The organism is Streptomyces sp. NBC_00459 (assembly GCF_036013955.1).
Classification (GTDB): Bacteria; Actinomycetota; Actinomycetes; order Streptomycetales; family Streptomycetaceae; genus Streptomyces.
On the sequence record NZ_CP107903.1, the window covers coordinates 7,620,939 to 7,634,857 of the forward strand.

The window sequence follows — 13,919 nt, forward strand, 5'->3', positions numbered from 1 at the left end:
AAGGCTCCCGCACGGCCCTAAACTGGGCGGGTGGTGACAGGCGGTACAGGTACGGACGGCTCCGGTTCCGACGATCCGTCGGCGGAGGTGCTGGCGGAGGCCGCCGGGGCCTTCGGGCTGCTGGCCTCGCCCGCCCGGCTGCACATCATGTGGGCGCTGGCCCAGGGCGAGAGCGATGTGACGGGGCTCGCCGAGCGGGTCGGCGGCGCGCTGCCCGCCGTCAGCCAGCACCTCACCAAACTGAGACTCGCCGGGCTGGTGCGCGCGCGACGCGAAGGGCGCCGACAGGTGTACCTCGTCGACGACGCGGACATCGTCACCGTCGTACGGCTGCTGGTCGGGCGGCTCTCCGACCGGGCCGAGGGCACCCCCGTACGGCACCTCCGCGGAGTCTGATCTCTGCGCGTCACGCTCTGCCTCGAACGTCAGCGCGATGCCCGCCGCCGTAGGGCTCCTGCTGCCCCTCTCCCCGCCCGGCCCGCCACAGGGGCTGCTGGGTCTGCCGGGGCCGTACCACGCGCTTGTGGCGGCCGTGGTGGGCCTGTACGGGGTGTCCTCGCCGTCGCCCGGCGGTGGCGGTTCCGGCGCGGGTCCGCCCGGGTCAGCCGTAGCTGAGGTTCGAGCAGGGGCTGTCGTCCGCCGAGCGGGCTCCCTCGGCGACGTCCTTCGGGACGGCGGTGGGCTGCGGGGCGGCCGTGGAACCACCCTTGTACGACTGGCCGACGACCACGTTGACGCCCGGTGCCGTCACCGGCTGGATGGCCGCGCCGGGGAAGACGCGGGCCGCCGTCTGGGCCTCGGACTTGTGGCCGGGGCCGTACTCGATGACCGTCGTCGCGTGGTCCTGGCTGCTCGCGGTCGCCGTGCCGGCGACCGTGAAACCGTCGGACGTCAGCTCGGCGGCGGCCTTCGCGGCCAGGCCCGTGACGGTGGTGCCGTTGTAGACGGTGACGGTGATTCCCTTGCCGGACACGGGAGTCGGGGAGGCTGTGGGGCGGGCGCTCGGTGAGGCCTTCTTCTTGCCGCTCGCGTCCTTGCCGTCCAGGGTGCGGTCCGCCTTGAGAGCGGCCCAGAGGTCACTGGCGTCGGGTTCGACGATCGCGACGCGCGAACCCTGATACCGCCAGGGGATGGTGACGAACTTGGTGTTGTGCAGGTCGATGTTCTTCAGTGACATCGCGAAGGAGATCAGCTTCTGGGCGGAGCCGAGGCCGGGGTCCACGGTCATGGACTTGGTGGCCGCGTCGGCGAGCGGGAGCAGCTTGGTCGGAGTCAGACCGTTGCTCTTCACCTCGTTCAACAGGCTTGCCACGAAGGCCTGCTGGCGCTTGATGCGGCCGATGTCGGAGCCGTCGCCGATGCCGTGCCGGATCCGGACGTAGTCCAGCGCCTTCTGTCCCGAGACCGTCTGTTCGCCCTTGTCGAAGAGCAGCTTGCCGCGCGTGGGCCGTTTGGGGTTGAGATCACCTTCGTACAGCTTCTGGGGGAGGCACACCTTCACCCCGCCCACCACGTCGGTCAGCGCGGCGAAGCCCTTGAAGTCGACGACCACGGTGTGGTCGACACGCAGACCGGTGATGCTCTCGACCGTGTTCTGGGTGCAGGCGGGATTGCCCTTGGCGGTCTCGCCGACCGAGTAGGCCTCGTTGAACATGGTGCGCGGCCGGGCGGTCGTCCACTTGCCGTCGGGCAGCCTGCAGGGCGGGATGGTGACCAGGCTGTCGCGGGGTATGGAGACGGCCACGGCGTTCTTGTGGTCGGCGTAGATGTGCAGCAGGAACGCGGTGTCGGAGCGGCCGATGTCGTTGACGTCGCCGCCGCCGAGCGCGGCGTTGCCGTCGTTGCGCGCGTCCGAGCCGATGACCAGGACGTTCTCGCCCTTGGACGAGCCCGCGGCGGGGCGGTTGTCCGAGATGCCGCCCGCGTCGAAGGTCTTGATGTCGCTGTCCAGCTTCAGATAGACCCAGCCGGCGCCGGCCGCGAGGAGCAGCAGGAGCGCGAGGCAGATCGCCAGGACCAGCCGCCCGCGCCGACCCGGCCTGCGCCGCCGGCTGCCCGCCGCGGACCGGTGTCGCTGGGGTACGGCAGGCCTGCTCGTGCTGGTGGTCATCGGCGCCCTTCTCACGTCTCACCCTGGTCGTACAGTTGCGCAAAGTGGCAACTGTTGTGTGAGACGAAGGAAAGGGCGGTGAGGTTGTGCTCCGGAACGGACTGGAACCCTGGCACCTGCTGGTCGTGGCGATCGTGTTCATCGTGATGTTCGGCTCGAAGAGGCTGCCGGACACGGCACGCGCTCTGGGCCGCTCGATGCGCATCCTCAAGAGCGAGGCGCGGGCACTGAAGGCCGACGGGCCGGCGAGCGGGTCGGCGGGGGAGGGAACTTCGCAGGTGAGCGGCGGCATATCGGCCGGACCTGCGGTCGACCGGACCGAGCCCGTTGCCGCCGAGTCTGTTGCCGACCGGCGGGAGCCCGTCGTCGATCGGTAAGATCATCAGCATGGCCGCTTCCGAACCGACCATCCTCGCGACCTCCGGCGGACATCGCGCCGGGGGCCGGACCATGGTGGAGTTCGATGCCCTCGTGCATCACGCCGTCGACCTCTCCGGCGTCCACGGCCGCAGACCGCGCGTCCTGTACGTCGGCACGGCCATCGGGGACGCCGAGCACTTCACCGCCCGCATGGGTGAGGCCGCCCGGGTCGCGGGCTTCGACCTCACCCCGCTGCAGCTCTTCCCCATGCCCAACCTGGACGACGTCGAGGGCACGGTGCTCGAACAGGACGTCGTCTGGGTCATGGGTGGTTCGGTGGCGAATCTGCTGGCGGTGTGGCGGGTGCACGGCCTCGACCGGATCATGCGGCGCGCCTGGGAGGCCGGCGTGGTGCTCAGCGGGGTGAGCGCGGGTTCCCTCTGCTGGTTCAGAGGAGGCACCACCGACTCCTTCGGCCCCGAACTCCGGCCGCTCACCGACGCGTTGGGCTTCCTTCCGTACGGCAACGGTGTGCACTACGACAGTGACGCGGGCCGCCGCCCGCTGGTCCACCGGCTCGTCGCCGACGGCACCCTGCCCACCACGCACTGCACCGACGACGGGGTCGGCCTCGTCTACCGAGGAACCGAACTCGTCGAGGCGGTCGCGGAGTTGCCGGGCAGGGGTGCCTATGTCGTCAGGTGCGAGGGTGACGCGGTGGTGGAGGAGCGGATCGAGCCGCGCAGGCTGCCGTCTCCGTCTTCCTGACCGCCGTCCGCCGCTGCGGGCTCATGTGATTCCACAGCGTCCGGGGCCGCCATGGCGGCCTTGCCCTGCTGCTTGTCCTTGCGCCGTTGGCGGCGGCTGACACGCGGTTCCTGGTCCGGCAGCCAGCCGAAGGCCATACAGCTGCCCACGGCTCCGAGGGCGAGACCCACGAAGAAGCCACCGAGGTTCGAGGTGACCCACGTGCCCAGCGTCAGCATGATGCCGACGATCGAGTAGAACAGGCGCTGCGCGGGGTTGAAGAGGATCAACAGACCGCACACCACCATCAGCGCCGGCAGCATGAAACCCGCCAGGCCCTGCATACCCAGATGCACGACGATCTTCAGGGAGACCTTCATCGTGATGAGGATCTCCACCCCGCCCAGGGTGAGCAGCAGCCCGCCCAGGAACGGACGGCGGGCCCGCCACGTTCTGAAAGCGGGCCCCACCTCCTGTTGGTCCATGCCCAACATCAGCAACCCGAATCGCTGAAGCTGAGCTTCAGCCCGGGCAGCTTGAACACGGCCGCCGTGGTGGCGTAGTTGGTCGACCGCAGGTTGGCGATGCGGATGGTGTCCGCCTGCTGGCTGAAGACACCGGCCGGACCCTTGACGCCCGCCTTGTCGAGCGTGCTGGCGTCGTTGCCGATCTCGATGTTGCTGAAGGACGCGTCACCCGACTGCTCGGTGCCGTCGAGCGTCAGGTCGGTCGCGGACACCGGAGTGCCGTTGCCGCCCGCCTTGATCAGCAGGTTGACGCCGCCGAGGTCGACGCTCTGGCACAGCTTGGTGATCGTCGCGTTCTTGATCGCGGTGGTGATGACCAGGACCTGGCCGCCGGTGTCGCCCTCGTTCGGGCTGTTCTCGATCATGTGGTCGAGGCCGCCGAACTGCTCGAAACCGGTGCCGTTCATCTCGGTCGCGGTGACCGTGAACGGCATGCCGGAGATGGCGAACTGGACACCCAGGGCGCCCTCTGCGGTGAGAACCGCGAGCGTCGCGGCGACCATGGTCGCCGGCACCGCCATCATCGCGGCGCGGCGTCCACGGACCCGCCCGCGCCGCTCGGTGCCCTTTCCGGCACCTTCGAAGAATTCGGACACGTTGGTGGATCCCGCGGCCCCGGCGCCCTCGGAAGCGCTAGCGCTTCCTGGCTGCTCGGGGTTGGATCCGGCGGACGACGAGGCGTCCGAGGACGAGGCCATGGCTGCTCCCAGTACATAGTCAACTGCGTCAATGCTGGTCAAGCTTCTGTGGCACGTTGTCCTGGCGCGGACAGCGGCTGCGGCGTACGTCTCCTCACAACTCCCGGCGGTTGCAAGGGCTTTCACGGTTACGCCCCAGTAGCCGCCGAGGAAGTTACCCGTGGTTACTTTAGAGGGTCAAGGGAGTTGTGGAAAAAGGGTGCGGATTATGCTCCACCTGTGACTTCGCGGGCCGATCGAGGGCCGTTCGGGGGGTCCTGAGGGCCCTCGGAGGGGTGTCCCGGGGGCCGAGGGCGCCCGTGGAAGTTCGAGCGGAAGCAGTGGGAAAGTTCGACGGGAGACATCAACTTCCGTCCGATGTATTGACGTTGACGGTTCCTCAGGTCTACAACTCGACCTGGTTTCCCCGGATCCGTGGCGCCGGATCCGCAGCGATGCGAGTCATCGCTCTTCCCGGACTCATTGCTCATTCCGAAGTCCGCCTCCGAGGCACCGGCATGGCCGTTTCCCCCCTGGGCCACCGCCGGTTCGCCCTGTTCCGCCCGGTCCGGCAGGAAGCCTCCCTCCAAGCCTTCCTGCCGGCCACCGGCCGGTTGTCGTTGCCGGTCCGTCACGTACGGAGAAGGCGTCACGGGCCGGCAACGCCGTCTTTCCCGCGTCCTTCATGCGTTCGGCACGCGTACTTTCGCGTGTCCCGACCTCTTCGACACCACCCCTCAACACCCCCCGTTCCAGAAAGAGGCACCCGCATCATGCGTACTCGTACCCGCTCCGCCCTCGCCCTCGCCGCCGCCGTCGCCGGGCTCTCGGTCGCCGCGGTCACCCCCGCGTCCGCCGCCGACACCGTGCTCACCATCAACAGCGCGGGCGGCGACGCCGTCGCCGTGGGCGATGTCCTCAGCGCCTCCCTCGCCACCGGCACCACCGCCACCCTCTACTCCAGCGCGACCGGCACCAGCGGCGTCTCGTGTGCGGCGTCGACCTTCACGGCGACGGCCACCGACAACCCCGTGGCGCCCGGAAGCGCCACCGAGTCGGTCACCGCGCACACCTTCGGCAGTTGCACCAGCAATGTGCTCGGCGTGCTCGGCGTGACCAGCGTGACCGTCAACAACCTGCCGTACACCACCGTGGTGGGCTCCGACGGCTCCGTCGTCGTCACCCCGGCGTCCGGCTCCACCATCCAGACGACCGTCGTGCTGCGCACCCTGCTGGGCAGCATCAACTGTGTCTACCAGACGCCCAGCCTGACCGGTACGACCGGCACCGCCGACAACAGCATCAACTTCACCGCCCAGGCGTTCACCAAGACGTCCGGTTCGTCGCTGTGCTTCAGCAGCGGCTACTTCACCGCCAAGTACGCCCCGGTGACGGACGTTACGCAGGGCAACGCCACGGTCTTCGTCAACTGACGAACCGTCAATGAGCGGCTGTGCTGCCGGTGTTCACCGGCGGCGCAGCCGCAGGACGAGGGCAGCGACCACGGCGAGCAGTACCGCCGCGGCGCCGGCCGCGACCAGGTGCCGTGACCCGGTGCCGTCGGTGGCCGACGCCACCGGCGTGCCCGCCACGGTGCTCCCGGCCTGTGGGGCGGCGGAGTCGGCGGACTCCGCCGCCTGTCCCGTTTTCACGGCCTCCGCCGTCTTCCCGGCCGGATCGGCCGAAGGGGTGGCCGGCCCGGGCCGTGTCGCGGGCGAGGCGGTGGCGGTCGGCGTGGAGGCACCGGAGCCGGTGGAGTCGCCGGCGCCCCCAGAGCCATCGGTGCTGCCCTTCGCCTTCGGGAACACCACGTCCGAGCACGAGTAGTACGTGTCCGGCGTACTGGAGTTCTGCCAGATCGTGTACAGGACATGGCGGCCGGTCCGGTCGGACGGCAGCGTCATGCCGAAGCGGTACGCGTCGCCCGTCATCGAGGGATCCTTGACCTCGGCGAACGGCCGGTCCGGCAGGTCGGACCAGTTCAGCGGGCCGGACGGGTCGTACCCCGGCTTCGTCAGAAACATCCTGAACGTGCCGGTGTGCGGAATCGTCGAGCGGTACGTCATCGTCAGCCGCGCGCCCGGTGTCAGTGCGGTCGAGGGCCAGTCGGAGCGCGCGAGGTCGAGCCCCCGGTAGTCGGGCAGCCCACCGCTGCACAGTCGGCCGTCGGGGATCACCGCGCGGTCCCGGCCGTTCACGTTCGCTACCCGCAGGTTGTCCCAGAAGGTGAAGGGCGCCCCGCCGTTCGCGGTGACCGCCGCCCGGCAGGCCGCCGTACCGGCCAGGCTGCCGCCGTCGGGGGAGCAGGCGTAGGCGCGACTGACCGGCGAGGTCGGGGCTCCGTGCGCCTGAGCGGGACCCGCCACGGACAACATGAGCAACAGCGGCGCCGCGAAGGCTGCGGTGCCCGCGAGTGCGGTGGCCGAGAGAGTACGGCGGTGGGCGGTCATCCGGGACGTCTCCTCGACCAGGGGAAAAGGTCTGCTTCCGGGCAGTACGGGAAGCGGACGGACCGCGTTCAATCGTCGGGCGGCACCGGCAATCCGCCGCAACTCACCCAACCCGGTCAACTGGCCGTGACGCAGGGTCGGTTTCCGGCTTTCAAGGGTGTGGATCCGGACCGATCGAGGGTTTCCCCTGTATCCGGATGACCTTCTCTTTGCCTACTGTTCCACCACAGCCGCCCCACAGGTAACCCCGCAACGGGCCGCTCGCGCTTGGCCGGCCGCCGCGCCGCTTTTCGAACCGCACCCCCCGCCGCTTCGACGACGAAGCGATTCGCCCGCCACTCCTCGCTGCCCGCGCCGCCCGGAGTACGGCCCCGAAAGGCAAGCCCTTGCGTACTTCACCCACCCGTTCCACGGGGCGGAAGCTGATATCCGTCGCCGCGGTCTCCGCCGCCCTGGTGGCCGCGGCCACCACCTCGGTCGCCGTCGCCCAGGAGCCCGTCGCCCCCGGCGTCACCCTCGACGCCGCCGCGCAGTCGGTCGCCGCCCCGGCCGAGCGACTCATCGTCGGCTACAAGGCCGGCGCAGCCGAGGCCAAGTCGAACGAGGCCGCCGACGCCGACGCCGCCGCCAAGGGCAAGGAGGCCGGCGAGGACCTGGACTTCCAGCGCCGCCTCGGCACCGGCGCGGCCCTCGTCGACCTGGGTGACGAACTCAGCAAGACGGACGTCGCCGATGTCATCGCCGAGTACAAGGCCGACCCGCAGGTCGCCTACGTCGTGCCGGACCGCCTCAAGAAGCCGATGGCGGACCCGAACGACACCGAGTACGCCAAGCAGTGGGACCTCTTCGAGTCCACCGCGGGCATGCGTGTCCCGGGCGCCTGGACCACCGCGACCGGCACCGGCGTGACCGTCGCCGTCATCGACACCGGCTATGTCACGCACTCCGACGTCGCCGCGAACATCGTCGCCGGCTACGACTTCATCTCCGACACCGCGGTCTCCGTCGACGGCAACGGCCGCGACAGCAACCCGGCCGACCCCGGCGACTGGTACGCCGACGGTGAGTGCGATCAGGACGAGGGCAGCAGCTCCTCCTGGCACGGTACGCACGTCGCGGGCACCATCGCCGCCGTCGCCAACAACAGCAAGGGTGTCGCGGGCATCGCGTACAACGCGAAGATCTCCCCGGTCCGTGTGCTCGGCAAGTGCGGCGGCTACGACTCCGACATCATCGACGCCATCACCTGGGCGTCCGGCGGCACCGTCTCCGGTGTCCCGGCCAACGCCAACGTCGCCAAGGTCATCAACATGAGCCTCGGTGGGGGCGGCGCCTGCTCCGCGGCGACCCAGAGCGCCATCACCGGCGCGGTGAACCGCGGCACCACGGTGGTCGTCGCGGCCGGCAACGAGAACGCGAACGCCTCCACGTCCAACCCGGCGAACTGCAGCAACGTCATCACCGTCGCCGCGACCGGACGCACCGGCGCCCGGGCCTCGTACTCCAACTTCGGCTCCGTCGTGGACATCTCGGCCCCCGGCGGCGAGATGAGCACCGGCACCGCCAACGGCATCCTCTCCACGCTGAACTCCGGCGCGAAGACCCCGTCCACCGAGTCGTACGCCTACTACCAGGGCACCAGCATGGCCACTCCGCACATCGCGGGCCTGGTCGCGCTGATGAAGTCGGCGAACTCCTCGCTCACCCCGGCCCAGATCGAGACGGCCATCAAGAACAACGCCCGTGCCCTGCCCGGTAGTTGCTCGGGCGGCTGTGGTGCGGGTCTGGCCGACGCGGCCAAGACCGTGCAGGCCGTGAGCGGCACCGGCGGCGGCACGACGGGTACCGTCTTCTCCTCCAGCACCGCTGTCTCCGTCCCGGACAACGGCGCCGCGGTCGAGTCCTCGATCGCCGTCACCGGCCGGACCGGCAACGCCCCCTCGGCCCTCCAGGTCGGGGTCGACATCACCCACACCTACCGCGGTGACCTGGTCATCACCCTGGTCGCGCCCGACGGCACGACCTACCCGCTGAAGGCCTCCAGCACCTCGGACTCCGCCGACAACGTGAACACCACGTACACGGTGGACGCCTCCAGCGAGACGGCCAACGGCACCTGGAAGCTGCGCGTCCAGGACGTGGCCGCCTCGGACACGGGCAGGATCAACAGCTGGAAGCTCACCTTCTGATCCTCTGGTCCAGTGGGCGAACCACACCCCGGCTCGAGTGAACCGGCGGTGTGACAGAAGCGGGCGGGTCGGTCGGCGTGGATGGACGCCGGCCGGCCCGCCGTCGTATGCGGGCCCGCTCGTCACCCGGCCGCCGGACCGCCGAACTCCGCCAGCTGCTCCGCTGCCCACTCCCGGTACCCGCGCGCCGGCCGGCCGAGCAACTCCGCCACGGTCGGCTCCACTTGCGCCTTCGACCCGTGCCGTCCCCGCGCGGCACTCTCCGCGAGGGCGTGGGCCAACGGCTCCGGATAGCGCGCGATCAGCTCTCGCAATACCTGATCGTCCGTCAGTTCTACGAACTTGAGCGGTCGTCGCAGCAACTCGCCCAGGATCTCCGTCTGTTCCACCGGGGTGACCCCCGCCGGTCCGGTGAGCGCGTATGTCCGCGCGGTGTGCTTCTCCGGATCCGTGAGCGCCCGTACCGCCACATCCGCGATGTCCCGCGGGTCGATCGCCGCGGTGGCGACGGTGCCGTTGGCACTCCGCACCAAGCCCTCCGCCCGGATCGAACGGGCCCAGCCCAGCGTGTTGGACATGAACGCGCGCGGTCGCAACAGGGTCCAGGACAGGCCCGAGGCACGTAGCAGCCGCTCGTTCTCCCGTTGCCACTGAGTGATCAGGTCGGTGGCGTCGGGCTCGGTCACCGACAGGGTGGTCAGCTTCACGGCGTGCCCGACCCCCGCAGCGCGGGCGGCCGTCAGGAAGTTCTCGTCGTGGGAGTGCGTCAGTGGATTCCTGGTGACGAGCAGCGCAGACCGTACGCCGGTCAGGGCCCGGCGCAGGCTGGCGGGATCCTCGAAGTCGCCGCCCACCACCTCGGTGTGCGGGCCCGCGAGGGCGGCGGCGCGCTCGGGGTCGCGGGCCAGCAGCCGTACCGGTTCGCCGGCGGGAAGGCGCCGGGCCACTTGGCCGCCGACGGTGCCGGTCGCCCCCGTCAGCAGGATCATGAAGCCTTCAGGTCGAGGGATTCGATCGAGGTGAGGACCCGCGCGCCCCGGTCCGCGCTGCTGTCGAGGCCGAGCAGCAGCCCCGGCACCGCGATGCTCGGCAGGATGTGCGCCCACAGCACGGACAGCCGGTGGCCGAGATCGGCCCGGTCCGTCATCGCCCGCGACATCAGCTGGATGCCGGTGAAGCCCCCGACCAGCAGGTCCACCGTCTCCGGCGGGTCGACCGTGGGCAGCAACTCGCCCTGTTCCCGGGCCTGTTCCATCAGGGTCGTCAGCCGCTGGGACCACTGTCTGAAGGGCTCCGCGTGATCCACGTGGTTCGGTGTCTCCTGGTCCACCGCCAGTCGGACACTGCCCCGCAGCAGGGAGTTGGTCAGCAGCCGCCGGCCGACCACGAACGTCATGTCGATGATTTCCTGCAGCTTGCAGGGCTGCGCCGGCACACTGCCGAACGGCACCTGCTCGGCGAGCACCGCCTGCGCGAGCGATTCCTTGGAAGGGAAGTGGAAGTACAGGGCGCCCTTGGTGACCTCGGCCCGCTCCAGCACCATCGAGATGGTGGTGGAGGTGTAGCCGTGCTCGTCGAAAACCGCGCCCGCGGCTTCCAGGATCGCTCTGCGCGTCCTGATGGCGCGCTCCTGTTTCGCCATAAGAGCCCCTCCCTGGCGCCCAGTTGGCCGGTGTCCGTAGCAGTGCCGATCGGTGCCGTGCTGTGCGTGACGGCGCGTGGTCAGGCGCGCCGGAACCGCCGATCATAGGGCCGGACCGACTGATCTCGTTGAAAACAAACCGGTCGCCTCGTACTCTATCGCTCACCGATGCGGGCGCCTTTCCGTCTGCCACGCCATACGGGGGATAGAGGGAGAGACATTGCTTCCAGTGCCGCAGTCTGCCGAAATCCCACTCATGACGGCCGGCGTTCCGCGCCAACTCGTGCACCGCGCGTCCATCGCGGAGACGTTCCCCACCGATTGGTCCCGAACGGGAACCGACAGGTTCAGGGTCTGCGCGCAGTGGCCGCGGGTCCACTGTTTACACGTGTCGCCGGACCGGACGGCATACGATCCGCTGCTCGTCGTGGAGACCGTGCGGCAGGCCGGAACCCTGCTCAACCACGCCGAGTACAAAGTGCCGTTGGACCACCGGTTCGTGCTCCAGGAGTTCCGGATCACCACGTACCCCGAGCACCTGGGCGTGGGGCCGGCGCCGGCCGAACCCACCGTCGACATCACTTTCTCCGACCTCCGTCATCGAGGCAAGCGCCTGGTCTCGGCCCGCTACGAGGCCGACGTACGGCTGGACGGTGAACTGGCCGCACACGCCGACGTCGCCTTCACCTGCACCAGCGGCGCCGTCTTCAGCCGGCTGCGCGGCGGCCGAACGGCAGCCACCGTGACGGCACTGCCCGTTCCGCCGGGTCTGTCCGCCGCCGATGTGGGCCGGGACTCGGCGGCGGACGTGGTCCTGGCACTGCCCCAACAGATTGAAAGTCACTGGCAGTTGCGAGTTGATACCGGTCATGCTGTTTTCTTTGACCACCCACTTGACCACATACCGGGCATGTTGCTCCTGGAGTCCGCCAAACAGGCCGCGCTGGCGCGCACGGGTGCCGACAGGGGCCTGATGCCCGTCTCCTTCGACACGACCTTCCACCAGTTCGCCGAATTGGACCTGCCCACCTGGATCGAGTCGACCGACGACGGCGGAGGGGTCCTCAAGGTCGTGGGAACACAGGAGGGGCGCACGGTTTTCGAGTGTGTGGTGGGCACAGCGGAACGGTCGGCTATCTTGTACAGGGAGTGAGAAACAAACGGCATATCCCGTTTTTCTCAGGGGAGTTCGGGAGCACCGGTACGGTGAGGAGGGGTGTCGCCGATGGCGAGGCAGTTACGTGCCGAACAGACCCGCGCGACGATCATCACGGCCGCGGCCGACCTGTTCGACCGCCATGGATACGAATCGACCAGCCTGAGCGACATAGTCGAGCACGCTCATGTCACCAAGGGCGCCCTCTACTTCCACTTCGCGGCGAAGGAGGACCTGGCCCACGCCATCCTGGAGATCCAGTCCAGGACCTCCCGGCGGATGGCCAGAGACATCGACGGCCGCGGCTACTCCTCGCTCGAAGCGCTGATCCGTGTCACGTTCGGGATCACGAGGATGGCCGTCGAGGGCCCGATAGCCAGAGCGGGGCTGCGCCTGGCCGCCGGTGACGTCACCGTACGGCCGCCGCTGCGGCACCCGTTCCGCGAGTGGTCGGAGATGGCCTCCGGCAAACTCCTCGGCGCGGTCAAGGAGTCCGACGTGCACCCGGACGTCGATGTGGACGCGATGGCCCACTCCCTCGTCAGCTTCTTCGTCGGCAGCCGTGTGGTCAGCCGGGCGGTGGAGCCGGTGGCGCGCCAGCCCCGCCGGACGGCGGACATGTGGCGGCTAACCATCCGGGCGCTGGTGCCCACGCCCAGGCGGGCGCGGTATCTGGGCCTGGTGGCGCAACTGGAGCGGGAGATACGGGCGGTGGCATGAGCCCGGCGGGGTGGGCGGCTGATCCGGTGGGGGGTTCGGCCTGTCCTGTCCTCGCCCGACGATGTCCCGGACCACGTGTTTTGCGGACGGTACGGTGAGGCGCATGCCTGCTTCCGACTCCGTGTCCCCGCCCGTGATCCTCGGCAACGAGCCTGGTTCGTTCCCCTGGAGCGTGCTGGCCGAACGGCATCCCGCGCTCATCCAGAAGGTCCGGGACGCGTTCCCGTACGGCCCGGAGCAGCACCGCGCGCTCGACGCGCTCCTCAAGAACTGCACCGAGGGCGTCGTCGAACCGCTCCCCGCCGGAGCCGAGGACCGGGAACAGTGGGAGGAGTGGGGGACCCGGGAGTACGCAGGCCGGTCCTGGTTCGACGTGCCGTGGCTGTGGGCGGAGGGCTACTTCTACCGCCAACTCCTGCAAGCGGTCGGGTACTTCGGCGGAGGTGCGGGCGTCGGTGGCGGTGCCTGGCGCGGGATCGACCCCTTCCGCCCTTTCAAGCTCGCCGAACTGGACGCCCCCGAGACCGACGAGGAACTGGCCGCGCTGGACGACCTGGTGAGTGTGCCGCAGGAGGAGCAGGCGCGCGCTCTGCTCCACGGTTCGCTGTGGGGCAACCGGGCCGACCTCGGCTTCCGGCTCTCCGGCGCTGACGAGGGCGGGGAGGCGGCAGGAATCGTCGCCGACGACAGCGAGGCGCTCTGGTCGCTGCTTCGGCCCGCCCGGCCCGTCGCGGGCACGGTGTGTCTGGTCGCGGACAACGCGGGCCGGGAACTCGTCCCCGACCTGCTGCTCCTGGACCACCTGTTGACCCGGGGGTACGCCGAACACGCCGTCCTGCACGTGAAACCGCACCCGTACTTCGTCTCCGACGCGACCACCGCCGACGTGGTCGACGCCCTGCGCCGGCTGACCCGGGCGCCGGGGGCCGCCGCCGAGTACGGCCGCCGCCTCTGGTCCGCGCTGGGCGAGGGCCGCCTCGTCGTACGCGCCCACCCCTTCTCCTGCGCACCGCTCCCGTACACGGCGATGCCCGGTGACCTCCGCGAGGACTTCGCCGCGGCCACGGTCACCCTGATGAAGGGCGACCTGAACTACCGCCGCCTGGTCGGTGACCGACTCCGGCCCCCCACCACGCCGTTCGCGGACGTCACCGCGTACTTCCCCGGGCCGGTGGCCGCGCTGCGCACACTGAAGTCTGACGTGATCGTCGGCCTCGACACCCGTACCGAGTCGGCGCTCGTCGCCGCGGAGGGGCAGCGCTGGCGGACGAGCGGCACGCGTGCGGTGATTCAGGTGTCGGCGTAGTCCTCCGAGCCCTCCCCGTCCTCGCATGTCGAGTG

Annotated in this window: 13 protein-coding genes and 1 pseudogene; 8 read left to right on the forward strand and 6 right to left on the reverse strand. The window is 69.8% G+C overall.

All coding sequences use genetic code 11. From position 1 onward, the window contains the following. Positions 1-33 precede the first annotated feature (33 nt). Positions 34-396 carry an ArsR/SmtB family transcription factor gene (locus tag OHN74_RS33655; RefSeq protein ID WP_327698325.1) on the forward strand — a complete coding sequence of 121 codons (363 nt, stop codon included), beginning with the start codon at positions 34-36 and terminating at the stop codon, positions 394-396. Between the two features lie 205 nt (positions 397-601). Here OHN74_RS33655 and OHN74_RS33660 read toward each other — a convergent pair whose 3' ends face one another. Continuing rightward, a complete protein-coding gene (locus tag OHN74_RS33660) occupies positions 602-2,110 on the reverse strand; it encodes an LCP family protein (RefSeq protein ID WP_327698326.1) in 1,509 nt (502 codons plus the stop codon). An 86-nt stretch (positions 2,111-2,196) separates the two neighbouring features. Here OHN74_RS33660 and tatA point away from each other — a divergent pair, with 86 nt between their 5' ends. Together tatA and OHN74_RS33670 are read left to right on the forward strand one after the other, a co-directional pair. Beyond that, entirely contained in the window at positions 2,197-2,487 is a 291-nt protein-coding gene (gene tatA, locus OHN74_RS33665; protein ID WP_327698327.1) for a Sec-independent protein translocase subunit TatA, read from the forward strand. A 10-nt stretch (positions 2,488-2,497) separates the two neighbouring features. Then, positions 2,498-3,238, forward strand: coding sequence for a peptidase E (locus tag OHN74_RS33670; protein WP_327698328.1), 741 nt, complete (start codon positions 2,498-2,500; stop codon positions 3,236-3,238). 53 nt (positions 3,239-3,291) lie between these two features. On the opposite strand, the pseudogene OHN74_RS33675 reads toward OHN74_RS33670, so the two are convergent. Together OHN74_RS33675 and OHN74_RS33680 are read right to left on the reverse strand one after the other, a co-directional pair. Beyond that, a pseudogene (locus OHN74_RS33675) lies at positions 3,292-3,711 on the reverse strand (DUF6114 domain-containing protein); the annotation flags it as partial. Further along, positions 3,711-4,442 carry a DUF6230 family protein gene (locus OHN74_RS33680; RefSeq protein ID WP_327698330.1) on the reverse strand — a complete coding sequence of 244 codons (732 nt, stop codon included), beginning with the start codon at positions 4,440-4,442 and terminating at the stop codon, positions 3,711-3,713. The gene OHN74_RS33680 and the pseudogene OHN74_RS33675, both read right to left, overlap by 1 nt. A 752-nt stretch (positions 4,443-5,194) precedes the next feature. Between OHN74_RS33680 and OHN74_RS33685 the strand changes: the two genes are divergently transcribed. Continuing rightward, positions 5,195-5,854: a Tat pathway signal sequence domain protein gene (locus OHN74_RS33685; protein WP_327698331.1), complete on the forward strand. Its 660-nt coding sequence runs from the start codon at positions 5,195-5,197 to the stop codon at positions 5,852-5,854. Between the two features lie 33 nt (positions 5,855-5,887). Here OHN74_RS33685 and OHN74_RS33690 read toward each other — a convergent pair whose 3' ends face one another. Beyond that, positions 5,888-6,871: a lytic polysaccharide monooxygenase auxiliary activity family 9 protein gene (locus OHN74_RS33690; protein ID WP_327698332.1), complete on the reverse strand. Its 984-nt coding sequence runs from the start codon at positions 6,869-6,871 to the stop codon at positions 5,888-5,890. Between the two features lie 386 nt (positions 6,872-7,257). On the opposite strand from OHN74_RS33690, the gene OHN74_RS33695 reads away from it, so the two are divergent. Continuing rightward, complete coding sequence (locus OHN74_RS33695; protein ID WP_327698333.1) at positions 7,258-9,060, forward strand: S8 family peptidase; 1,803 nt, start codon at positions 7,258-7,260, stop codon at positions 9,058-9,060. Positions 9,061-9,182: 122 nt separating this feature from the next. On the opposite strand, the gene OHN74_RS33700 is transcribed toward OHN74_RS33695, so the two are convergent. Together OHN74_RS33700 and OHN74_RS33705 are read right to left on the reverse strand one after the other, a co-directional pair. Then, positions 9,183-10,049 carry an NAD(P)H-binding protein gene (locus OHN74_RS33700; protein ID WP_327698334.1) on the reverse strand — a complete coding sequence of 289 codons (867 nt, stop codon included), beginning with the start codon at positions 10,047-10,049 and terminating at the stop codon, positions 9,183-9,185. Continuing rightward, positions 10,046-10,702 carry a ScbR family autoregulator-binding transcription factor gene (locus OHN74_RS33705; RefSeq protein ID WP_327698335.1) on the reverse strand — a complete coding sequence of 219 codons (657 nt, stop codon included), beginning with the start codon at positions 10,700-10,702 and terminating at the stop codon, positions 10,046-10,048. Before OHN74_RS33705 ends, OHN74_RS33700 begins: the two co-directional genes overlap by 4 nt. Before the next feature lie 256 nt (positions 10,703-10,958). On the opposite strand from OHN74_RS33705, the gene OHN74_RS33710 reads away from it, so the two are divergent. The 3 genes from OHN74_RS33710 (at position 10,959) to OHN74_RS33720 (ending at position 13,884) form a co-directional block, all read left to right on the forward strand. Further along, positions 10,959-11,855 carry a ScbA/BarX family gamma-butyrolactone biosynthesis protein gene (locus tag OHN74_RS33710; RefSeq protein ID WP_327700366.1) on the forward strand — a complete coding sequence of 299 codons (897 nt, stop codon included), beginning with the start codon at positions 10,959-10,961 and terminating at the stop codon, positions 11,853-11,855. Between the two features lie 72 nt (positions 11,856-11,927). Further along, entirely contained in the window at positions 11,928-12,578 is a 651-nt protein-coding gene (locus OHN74_RS33715) for a ScbR family autoregulator-binding transcription factor (protein WP_327698336.1), read from the forward strand. Positions 12,579-12,681: 103 nt separating this feature from the next. Further along, entirely contained in the window at positions 12,682-13,884 is a 1,203-nt protein-coding gene (locus OHN74_RS33720) for a damage-control phosphatase ARMT1 family protein (protein ID WP_327698337.1), read from the forward strand. The last annotated feature ends 35 nt before the right edge of the window (positions 13,885-13,919 follow it).

What these genes read in the sequence shown, in the direction of transcription:
- OHN74_RS33700 (WP_327698334.1), bottom strand. Translation starts at nt 10,049, where the DNA reads ATGATCCTGCTGACGGGGGCGACCGGCACCGTCGGCGGCCAAGTGGCC.
- OHN74_RS33710 (WP_327700366.1), top strand. Translation starts at nt 10,959, where the DNA reads ATGACGGCCGGCGTTCCGCGCCAACTCGTGCACCGCGCGTCCATCGCG.
- OHN74_RS33720 (WP_327698337.1), top strand. Translation starts at nt 12,682, where the DNA reads ATGCCTGCTTCCGACTCCGTGTCCCCGCCCGTGATCCTCGGCAACGAG.
- OHN74_RS33705 (WP_327698335.1), bottom strand. Translation starts at nt 10,702, where the DNA reads ATGGCGAAACAGGAGCGCGCCATCAGGACGCGCAGAGCGATCCTGGAA.
- OHN74_RS33690 (WP_327698332.1), bottom strand. Translation starts at nt 6,871, where the DNA reads ATGACCGCCCACCGCCGTACTCTCTCGGCCACCGCACTCGCGGGCACC.
- OHN74_RS33670 (WP_327698328.1), top strand. Translation starts at nt 2,498, where the DNA reads ATGGCCGCTTCCGAACCGACCATCCTCGCGACCTCCGGCGGACATCGC.
- OHN74_RS33685 (WP_327698331.1), top strand. Translation starts at nt 5,195, where the DNA reads ATGCGTACTCGTACCCGCTCCGCCCTCGCCCTCGCCGCCGCCGTCGCC.
- OHN74_RS33660 (WP_327698326.1), bottom strand. Translation starts at nt 2,110, where the DNA reads ATGACCACCAGCACGAGCAGGCCTGCCGTACCCCAGCGACACCGGTCC.
- OHN74_RS33715 (WP_327698336.1), top strand. Translation starts at nt 11,928, where the DNA reads ATGGCGAGGCAGTTACGTGCCGAACAGACCCGCGCGACGATCATCACG.
- OHN74_RS33680 (WP_327698330.1), bottom strand. Translation starts at nt 4,442, where the DNA reads ATGGCCTCGTCCTCGGACGCCTCGTCGTCCGCCGGATCCAACCCCGAG.